This is a genomic window from Angustibacter speluncae, from assembly GCF_054777815.1.
Genome location: NZ_BAAHAF010000002.1, coordinates 19,829 through 27,865, shown reverse-complemented (window position 1 = coordinate 27,865; position 8,037 = coordinate 19,829). Strand labels below are relative to the sequence as shown.

Here is an 8,037-nt window from a genome sequence, read left to right as displayed (position 1 = left end):
CGCCGCCGGGTACGTCACCACCTCCGCCGAGCTCAACCCCGGCGCGCACGCGCTCGCCGCCCCGGTCCCCGGGGCGGGGGTGCTCGCGGCGGTCAACGTCGTGACGAACCGTCCCGAGCTGCTCGCGACGGCCGTCGACGACGTCGTCGAAGCCGCCCGGGAGATCGCCGCCGCGCTCGGGTGAGAGCCCAGGGTAGAGCGGTAGACCCGCGAGAAAGTAGAATGGTCCCGTGGGGCTGAACATCAAGAACGAGCGCGTGCACCGGCTCGCGCGCGAGGCCGCTGCGCTGACCGGCACGAGCCAGACCGGTGCCATCGAGCGGGCCCTCGAGATGTACCTGCGCGCGCACGGCACCGACCCCGAGGCCGCGCGCACCGCACGCAAGATCGACGTGGTCCGCAGCCTGGTGCGCCAGTACGCGTCGATGCCAGGCGACGAGGACCGCGAGATCGTCACCGTGGAGGACCTCTACGACCTGAGCACGGGCCTGCCGACGTGATCGTCGACTCCTCGGCGCTGATGGCGATCGTCAACGAGGAACCCGACGGTGGAGCGTGCCTGCGTCTCGCCGCGGCATCGCCCACGAGGATGTCCGTCGCGAGCTGGGTCGAGGTCGGCATCGTCGCCGACGCCCGCTCGGCCTCGCACGCCCGACGCCTCGACGAGATCATCAGCGAGCTGGAGATCGAGACCGTCCCGGTCTCCCGCCAGCACGCGCAGGTGGCTCGCGCCGCGTACCAGCGCTTCGGCAGGGGGTCGGGATCGCCGGCCCGGCTGAACTTCGGCGACTGCTTCTCCTACGCGCTGTCCGTGGTCACGGGCGAGCCGCTCCTGTTCGTGGGCGACGACTTCGCGCGCACCGACGTGCAGTCCGCGCTGCGGTGAGCCACGGGTAGCGTGCGGCACGTGCAGCTGCCCGCCGGGGCGTCCTGGGTCACCGAGGTCGCCGACCACCTCCTGCAGCGCACGGTGGGGCAGACCACGTTCGACCGCGGCCGGGCCTACGCCCGGCAGGGCCGGGTCGAGGGGCTGACCAGCGGCGACCACGGCCGGATGCTGCTGGCGTCGGTGCGCGGGTCGGGACGCCAGCCGTACCAGACCCTGGTGCGCGCCGGCTCGGACCCGCTGTCGTGGACCTCGCGCTGCAGCTGCCCGGTCGGCGGGCGCTGCAAGCACGGAGTCGCTCTGCTGCTGGCCGCCCGCGCCCAGTTCGCGGGCGAGGTGGTCGACGGCGTCGAGCCGGCGCCCCCGGAGTGGGAGCGGCGGCTCGGTCCGCTGCTCGCGACCTCGGTCGCACCCGCGCCCGTCGCCGGGGGCGCGGCGATGGGCCTGGTCGTCGACGTGGTCGAGCGCAGCACCGGCTGGCAGCCCGGTGCGCCGCCGGGCACTGTGCTCGCGGTCCGCGTCCGTCCGACCCGGCGCACCCGGGCGGGCACCTGGGCACGCGCCGCGCAGTGGACCGACGTCATCGGGCAGCGCTACGGACGGGCACCGGCCGACGTCGACGAACGGCACCGCGCCGCGCTCGCCGAGCTCTACCGGCTGCACGAGACCGGGTCCGACCGGTACCGGTACCGGCCCGACGTCGTCCTGGACGACCTCGGCGCCGCCGGCTGGTCGGCGCTGCGGACCGCGGTGGAGGCCGGTGTCGAGCTGCTGCCGCCCGCCGGGCACGTGGGCACGGTCGCCCTCCTCGACCACCCCGTGCGGGCCCGGCTCGACGTGCGGCGCGACGACGACGGCGGCGTGCGGCTGGTGGCCGAGGCCGTCGGTCTCGAGCCACGACCCGGCGCCGGCGAGCTGGTGCTGGTCGGCACCCCCGCGCACGGACTGGCGGTCGTGCGCGGCGCCGACACGGTGCTCGCCGAGCTCGCCGCCCCCGTCGACGACGCGCTCGCCGACCTGCTGCTCGACAGCCGGCCGGTGCTGGTGCCCGCGGGCGACGCCGAGCGGTTCACCGGACTGGTGCTGCCGCGGCTGCGCGACCGGGCGCCCGTCACCAGCGACGACGGCTCGGTCGAGGTCGGCGCCGGGCCGGCGCCGCAGGTCGACGTCGTGGTCGAGACCGACGGTGGTGTCGTGGGTCTCGCGCTCGGGTTCCGGTACGGCGGGGTGCGGGTGCGCTCCGACGCCGCCGACGCGGCGCGCGACCACGGCGCCGAGCGAGCGCTGCTCGACCGCGTCACCGCGCTGCACGACGTCCCGGGAGCCGTCACCGGGCCGGGTCCGCGCGGTGGACGGAGGCTCGCGCCGACCGCGCACCTGGTGGGGCTCGCGGCGGTGCGCTTCGTCACCGAGCAGCTGCCGGTGCTCGAGGCCGACCCGGACGTGCACGTCGAGGTGGTCGACGAGCTGCCCGTGTTCGAGGAGGCCACCGCCGCACCGCTGATCGAGGTCGCGACGTCCGACGACGACGCCCGCACCGACTGGTTCGACCTGCACGTCACCGTGACCGTCGACGACGAGGACGTGCCGTTCGAGCCGCTGTTCGCCGCACTCGCCCGCGACGACGACGCCCTGCTGCTCGACTCCGGCACCTGGTTCCGCCTCGACCACCCCGCGCTGTCCGACCTGCGCCGGCTCATCGAGGAGGCCCGCTCGCTCACCGAGGGCACGTCGGACGGCCTGCGCATCAACAGGTTCCAGCTCGGCCTCTGGGACGAGCTCGTGGCGCTCGGCGTGGTCGGCGCGCAGGCGCAGCGGTGGAAGGACAGCGTCGAGGCCGTCCGCGGGCTCGCCGACGCGCCGAGACCCGCGCTGCCGCAGGGGCTCACGGCTGTGCTGCGCCCGTACCAGCACGACGGCTACCACTGGCTGACCGCCCTGTGGGACGCCCGTCTCGGCGGCGTGCTCGCCGACGACATGGGTCTGGGCAAGACGCTGCAGGTGCTCGCGCTCCTGGTGCGGGCGAAGGAGCAGGGTGACCTCGACGCGCCGGTCCTCGTGGTGGCGCCGACGAGCGTGGTGGGCACCTGGGCCGCGGAGGCGGCGAGGTTCGCCCCGACGCTGCGGGTGCGGGTGGTGGGTGAGACCAGCCGGCGCCGTGGATCGCCGCTGGCCGTGGCGGTCGGTGACGCCGACGTCGTCGTGACGTCGTACGCCGTGCTCCGCATCGACGACCGCTCGTTCCGCGAGCACCGTTGGCGCGCACTGGTGCTCGACGAGGCGCAGTTCGTGAAGAACCACCAGTCGAAGACGTACCACGCGGCCCGGCGGCTCGACGTGCCCTTCACGCTCGCCGTCACGGGCACGCCGCTCGAGAACTCGCTGATGGACCTGTGGTCGATGTTCTCGCTCGCCGCCCCCGGGCTGTACCCGCGTCCCGACCGGTTCACCCAGGAGGTCCGCCGTCCGATCGAGAGCGGGGCCCGGCCGGACCTGCTCGACACGCTGCGCCGCCGCATCCGGCCGCTGATGCTGCGCCGCACCAAGGAGCAGGTGGCCTCCGACCTGCCGCCGAAGCAGGTGCAGCTGCTGCAGGTGCCGCTGCACCCCGTGCACCGGCGCCTGTACGACCAGCACCTGCAGCGCGAGCGCCAGCGGGTGCTCGGCCTGCTCGACGACCCGGTCGCGAACCGGGTCGCGATCCTGGCCTCGCTCACCCGGCTGCGCCAGCTCAGCCTGCACCCCGGCCTGGTCGGGGAGGACCACCCGACCCTCACCTCGGCCAAGCTCGACACCCTGGCCGAGCTCGCCCGCGAGCTCGCCGACGAGGGCCACCGGGCGCTGGTGTTCAGCCAGTTCACCCGGTTCCTGCGGATGGCCCGCGACCGCCTGCACGACGAGGGGCTGACCACCCGGTACCTCGACGGCCGCACCCGCGACCGGCAGCAGGAGATCGACGCCTTCCGCGCCGGTGACGGCGACGTGTTCTGCATCAGCCTCAAGGCCGGCGGTTTCGGCCTGACGCTCACCGAGGCCGACTACGTGTTCGTCCTCGACCCGTGGTGGAACCCGGCGACCGAGGCGCAGGCGATCGACCGCGTGCACCGCATCGGCCAGCAGCGTCCGGTGCACGTCTTCCGGCTGGTGTCGCAGGGCACGATCGAGGAGAAGGTCGTCGCGCTCCAGGAGCGCAAGCGCGACCTGTTCGACCAGGTCGTCGACGACGGCGGGGCGCTCACCGGCGCCGTCACCGCCGACGACCTGCGCGGCCTGCTCGAGGGCTGAGTGCCGCCGACGCTCCCGGTTGAGTACGCGTACCGCCTCCAGTCCGTCGCGGGCGCTCCGATACTGACGACATGAGCGACGCACCTGCCTGCGACCCCGTCGACGAGGCCGACCGGAGGCCTCGCCGACCCGGGCTGCGCGCGCTGGTCACGCACCGGCAGTTCGCCCCCGGAGCCACCTGCCTGCTGGGCGTCCTCAGCCTGCTGACGGTGCTGTGCTTCCACTTCCCCGACCTGCTCACCAGCCAGGAGTTCCGGGCGATCTACACCGAGGGCTTCGCGCGCACCATGCTGCTCGTCGGACTCGTGCTGACGTTCGTCCTCGGCCCGATCGCGGTCCTGCGGGGCCACCACCGCCGTTACGCGCTGGTCGGTCTGGCCGCCGGCGGGCTCGCCGTCGTGCTCGGCGGCACCACGGTGCAGTTCGAGCCGATCGAGCAGACGCCGTACTCGCTCGGCATGGACTGGTTCGTCCTGGCGCTGTTCTTCTCGGCCCTGGTCTTCGTCCCGCTCGAGCACCACTTCGCCCGGCGGCCGGTCGCCGTCTTCCGGGTCGGGTGGCGCACGGACGCCGTCTACTTCTTCATGAGCCACGTGCTGGTGCAGTTCATCCTGCTCATGGTCACCGCGTTCACGTCCGTGGTCGTGGGTGCCGCGCACATGCCGGCCGTGCAGGCGGTCGTCGGCGCGCTGCCGTTCCTCGTGCAGTTCCTGCTGGCCGTGTTCTTCGCCGACCTGGCCCAGGCGCTCCTGCACCGGTGCTACCACCGCATCACGACGCTGTGGAAGTTCCACGCGGTGCACCACTCCAGCCGCGACCTCGACTGGCTCGCCGGCTCGCGCGTCCACCTCGTCGAGACCGTGCTGACCCGCAGCATCGTCGTGCTGCCCCTGCTGGCCCTCGGTTTCGAGCAGCCCGTCGTGAACGCCTACGCGGTGCTGGTCGGCCTGCAGGCGGTGGTCGCGCACGCCAACCTCGACATCCGCTTCGGCCGGCTCGAGTACGTGCTCACCCTCCCGCGCTACCACCACTGGCACCACGCGCGGCACGAGGACTACTGGGACTGCAACTACGCCATCCACCTCCCGGTCGTCGACATGCTGATGGGGACGTTCAAGCTGCCCCGCGACGGCAGCTGGCCGGAGGAGTACGGCGTCCTGACCCTCGAGACGGTCCCCCAGGGCTTCGTCGCGCAGCACGCGATGCCGTTCCGGCGCAAGGCGACCTACGACGACTACGTCCGCTGAGGACGGACGCCGCGGGCCACGGCCGATCCGTGGGAGGCTGCGCGCCGGCCCGGGCACCGGCGCGGGGACGGACGACGGGGGCGGGCATGAGCACGGACGAGCACGAGCAGGACGCGCCGCGGTCGGTGGTACGCACGGGACCGCCGTGGGCCGTCAGGGCGGCGGTGGTGCTGCTGTGGGTCAACGTCGCCCTCAACGTCGTCGACCTCCTGCTGCTGACCGACGCCCCGGCCGAGGACGGCGGCGCCGGGACGAACCTGGTCGCGCTGGTCGTCGGCGCCGTCGTGGCGGCCGTGCTGTCGGTCTTCCTGTGGCGGGGTGCCCGCTGGGCTCGGTGGGCGGCGGGGGTCTACCTGGCCCTCGGCGTCGTCGTGAACGTGTGGGGATCGCTCTCCGGCCCTCCGCTGCCGCAGCTGCTGGTGTACCTCGCCTCGGCCGTGGCGCTGTTCGTCGCCGCCGGACTGCTGTTCAACGACGAGGGCACCACGCGGTTCTTCGCGCACGACCGCGAGGAGCCCATCCGCCGAACCGGGTGACTTAGCCAGGTCTAGCCCACTACGCTCGCTGCATGGTGACCGTGGTGAACGTGCACGAGGCGAAGTCGAGCCTGTCGCGGCTCCTGGAGCAGGTGGAGCGGGGTGAGCACGTGGTGATCGCCCGAGCGGGCAAGCCGGTGGCCGACCTGGTGCCCCACCGCCGTCCCGACCTGGTGTTCGGGACCGCAGCGGGCGTCATCCGCTACGACCCGGACACCTTCGATGAACCTGACGCCGAGGTGGTGGCGGCGTTCGAGGGCCGCTGATGCTGCTCGACACGCACGTGCTGCTCTGGCTCCTCACCGACGACGACGCGTTCGGTCCGCTCGCCAGGAGCCGGGTCTCGTCGGCTGCTGCCGTGCAGGTCTCGGCGGCGAGCCTGTGGGAGATCGCCATCAAGGCCGAGCTCGGCAGGCTGGACGTGCCGACCGACCTGGTGGACCGGGTCGCCGCGGCGGGCGTCCGGGTGCTGCCGGTCTCGGCCGCGCACGCCTGGGCCAGTCGCGAGGTCACCGGCCTCCCGCACCGCGACCCCTTCGACAGGCTGCTCGTCGCCCAGGCGGCGACCGAGGGTCTTCCGTTCGTGACCGCCGACCGGGCGCTGCTCGGCGCGGACCTCTCGCCTCGGGTGGTCGTCGTCGACGCGCGAGCGTGAGCCCTCAGGCGGGGCCGAGCTCGACGTCGAGCCGCTGCCGCCAGCCGTCGTCGGCGAGACCGCCGGCGACGAGCGCGTCGCGCCAGTCGGTGCGGGCGAGCTCGACCGCCTCGCGCAGCCGGGCGAGGTCGCCGCCGGCCGCCAGCACCAGCGCCCCGTGCACCCGGTCGGGGTCGAGGCCCGCGCCGAGCGGCAGCGTCTCGGGCAGGTCGGTCAGCAGCCCGAGGGCCTCGACGGCGTCCGCGCCGAGGTCGGCGCGCACCCGGCGCGCGACGCGCGCAGACGGCTCGCCCACGGTCAGCTCGACGTCGTTGCGGGGACCATCAGCCCTCGACGTCCGCGTCGACCAGGTCCTGGCCGTCCGCGGTCCCGGGGTCCTCCTCGTTGATCGCCTCGACGGCCTCGGTCAGCTCCGGCTCGGACGCCGGTCGACGGTCGAGGTGGATGCCGGCGATCATGCAGCGCACCGACCCGCCGGCGAGCTCGATGGTGGGGACGTCGACCACGAGGATCTCGCAGGACTCCTCGATCACCGCGACCTGGTCGGGGCGCAGCGAGCGATGGGCGCGGGCGGACATCGCCATCACGTAGCGGCGCCGGCCGTCCGGCGTGCGTCCGCACAGCTCGACCGCGTTGCCGGCGAACTCGCGGACCTGGTCCTCGGTCAGCTCGACGACCTTGCGACCGTTGACGCTCAGGCGCTCCCGCACCTGGTCGCGTCGGTGCTCGTCCGCGATCATCTCGAGGGCGATCAGGGCGACGTCGGTGCCGACGCAGGCGATCACGTTGGTGTGGTAGACCGCCACCCCGTCGGAGTCGGCGGCTTCGAAGGCCATCGGCTCGTAGTTGAAGTCGCTGCAGAAGCGCTCGAGCACGTGGGTGTCGGCCCGGTGGCTGACTGCCGCGTAGGCCACGCGCGACACGTGGTCGAGCACCATGGCGCCGGTGCCCTCGAGGAAGATGCCGTCGGGCTCCAGACCGGAGTAGTCGACGATCGTCTGCACCCGGTACTCGGACTTGAGCATCTCGAGGATGTCGGCGCGGCGCTCGTGGCGCCGGTTCGAGGCGTACATCGGGTAGACCGCGACGTATCCGCCGGAGTGGGTCGACACCCAGTTGTTGGGGAAGACGCTGTCGGGCCGGGTGTGGTCGTCGTCCTCGAAGACGTGGACCCGCACGCCCGCCTCGCGCAGGGCCCGGGCGAGGGCGTCCATCTCGGCGAGCGCCTTGGCCGACGTCGCCTCGTCGGACTGCCCGTCCGGCACGTCGCGCTGGAACGCGTTGTCCGCCGCCGTCGCCGGGTTGGGGACGAAGCTGGACGCACGGATCAGGATGACTGCGGACGGGGCCTGGGCGCTCACGTCCGGAAATGTAGGGCCTGGCTCGCGGACGGCCCGCACCGACCGGAGCCGCAGGTCCGGACGGGTG

9 protein-coding genes and 1 pseudogene are annotated in these 8,037 nt (G+C 73.5%); 8 read left to right on the top strand and 2 right to left on the bottom strand.

Features of this window, described 5'->3' with window-relative positions; all coding sequences use genetic code 11:
- From ACYVKY_RS00225 to ACYVKY_RS00190, 8 genes and pseudogenes are all read left to right on the top strand, one after another.
- Positions 1-184: pseudogene (locus ACYVKY_RS00225) on the top strand (IclR family transcriptional regulator); the annotation flags it as partial.
- A gap of 46 nt (positions 185-230) precedes the next feature.
- The gene (locus ACYVKY_RS00220; protein ID WP_460432973.1) at positions 231-500 is read left to right on the top strand and encodes a type II toxin-antitoxin system VapB family antitoxin; all 270 of its coding nucleotides are present in this window, start codon (positions 231-233) and stop codon (positions 498-500) included.
- On the top strand, positions 497-886 hold the full coding sequence (locus ACYVKY_RS00215; RefSeq protein ID WP_460432972.1) for a type II toxin-antitoxin system VapC family toxin: 390 nt from the start codon (positions 497-499) through the stop codon (positions 884-886). Before ACYVKY_RS00220 ends, ACYVKY_RS00215 begins: the two co-directional genes overlap by 4 nt.
- 21 nt (positions 887-907) lie before the next feature.
- Positions 908-4,171, top strand: coding sequence for a DEAD/DEAH box helicase (locus tag ACYVKY_RS00210; RefSeq protein ID WP_460432971.1), 3,264 nt, complete (start codon positions 908-910; stop codon positions 4,169-4,171).
- A 71-nt stretch (positions 4,172-4,242) separates the two neighbouring features.
- Complete coding sequence (locus ACYVKY_RS00205; RefSeq protein ID WP_460432970.1) at positions 4,243-5,418, top strand: sterol desaturase family protein; 1,176 nt, start codon at positions 4,243-4,245, stop codon at positions 5,416-5,418.
- Between the two features lie 86 nt (positions 5,419-5,504).
- Positions 5,505-5,954 carry a hypothetical protein gene (locus ACYVKY_RS00200; protein WP_460432969.1) on the top strand — a complete coding sequence of 150 codons (450 nt, stop codon included), beginning with the start codon at positions 5,505-5,507 and terminating at the stop codon, positions 5,952-5,954.
- Between the two features lie 32 nt (positions 5,955-5,986).
- Positions 5,987-6,220, top strand: a complete 234-nt coding sequence (locus ACYVKY_RS00195; RefSeq protein ID WP_460432968.1) for a type II toxin-antitoxin system Phd/YefM family antitoxin — start codon at positions 5,987-5,989, stop codon at positions 6,218-6,220.
- Positions 6,220-6,609, top strand: coding sequence for a type II toxin-antitoxin system VapC family toxin (locus ACYVKY_RS00190; RefSeq protein ID WP_460432967.1), 390 nt, complete (start codon positions 6,220-6,222; stop codon positions 6,607-6,609). The genes ACYVKY_RS00195 and ACYVKY_RS00190 overlap by 1 nt, the downstream gene beginning before the upstream one ends.
- Before the next feature lie 4 nt (positions 6,610-6,613).
- On the opposite strand, the gene ACYVKY_RS00185 is transcribed toward ACYVKY_RS00190, so the two are convergent.
- A complete protein-coding gene (locus tag ACYVKY_RS00185; protein WP_460432966.1) occupies positions 6,614-6,904 on the bottom strand; it encodes a hypothetical protein in 291 nt (96 codons plus the stop codon).
- Positions 6,905-6,932: 28 nt separating this feature from the next.
- A complete protein-coding gene (ctlX, locus tag ACYVKY_RS00180; protein ID WP_460432965.1) occupies positions 6,933-7,970 on the bottom strand; it encodes a citrulline utilization hydrolase CtlX in 1,038 nt (345 codons plus the stop codon).
- Positions 7,971-8,037: the final 67 nt, after the last annotated feature.

What these genes read in the sequence shown, in the direction of transcription:
- ACYVKY_RS00205 (WP_460432970.1), top strand. Translation starts at nt 4,243, where the DNA reads ATGAGCGACGCACCTGCCTGCGACCCCGTCGACGAGGCCGACCGGAGG.
- ACYVKY_RS00190 (WP_460432967.1), top strand. Translation starts at nt 6,220, where the DNA reads ATGCTGCTCGACACGCACGTGCTGCTCTGGCTCCTCACCGACGACGAC.
- ACYVKY_RS00195 (WP_460432968.1), top strand. Translation starts at nt 5,987, where the DNA reads ATGGTGACCGTGGTGAACGTGCACGAGGCGAAGTCGAGCCTGTCGCGG.
- ACYVKY_RS00200 (WP_460432969.1), top strand. Translation starts at nt 5,505, where the DNA reads ATGAGCACGGACGAGCACGAGCAGGACGCGCCGCGGTCGGTGGTACGC.